Annotated in this window: 1 protein-coding gene; it reads left to right on the top strand. The window is 68.8% G+C overall.

The genetic code is table 11. The annotated features are described in order from the left end of the window. Positions 1-41: 41 nt before the first annotated feature. Positions 42-282, top strand: a 241-nt coding sequence (locus LPA41_RS41465; protein WP_229077010.1) for a hypothetical protein, incomplete at its 3' end; no start/stop codon positions are given.

Here is a 282-nt window from a genome sequence, read left to right as displayed (position 1 = left end):
ACATCGATTTCGAGATGCCGTCGTTGGGCTGGATTTCGAATGTGACCGGTGAGCCGGTCGGTGTCGAGGTGATGGATCCGCAGTACTGGGTGCGGCAGGTCCGCCAGCCCGTCCGGTTCGCTGACGGTGTCGCCGCGATGCGTGCCGCCGGTGTCACCCGGTTCATCGAGGTGGGCCCGTCCGGTGCGCTCGCGACGCACGTCGACGGGGTGTGTCTGCCGACGATCCGTAAGGGCCGCGACGAGGCCACCTCGATCGTGCAGGCGCTGGCGGTGGCCGGCC

Origin of the sequence: Actinoplanes sp. DH11, from assembly GCF_020873875.1 — a bacterium.
GTDB lineage: Bacteria > Actinomycetota > Actinomycetes > Mycobacteriales > Micromonosporaceae > Actinoplanes.
This window is presented reverse-complemented; position numbering and strand designations above follow the sequence as displayed.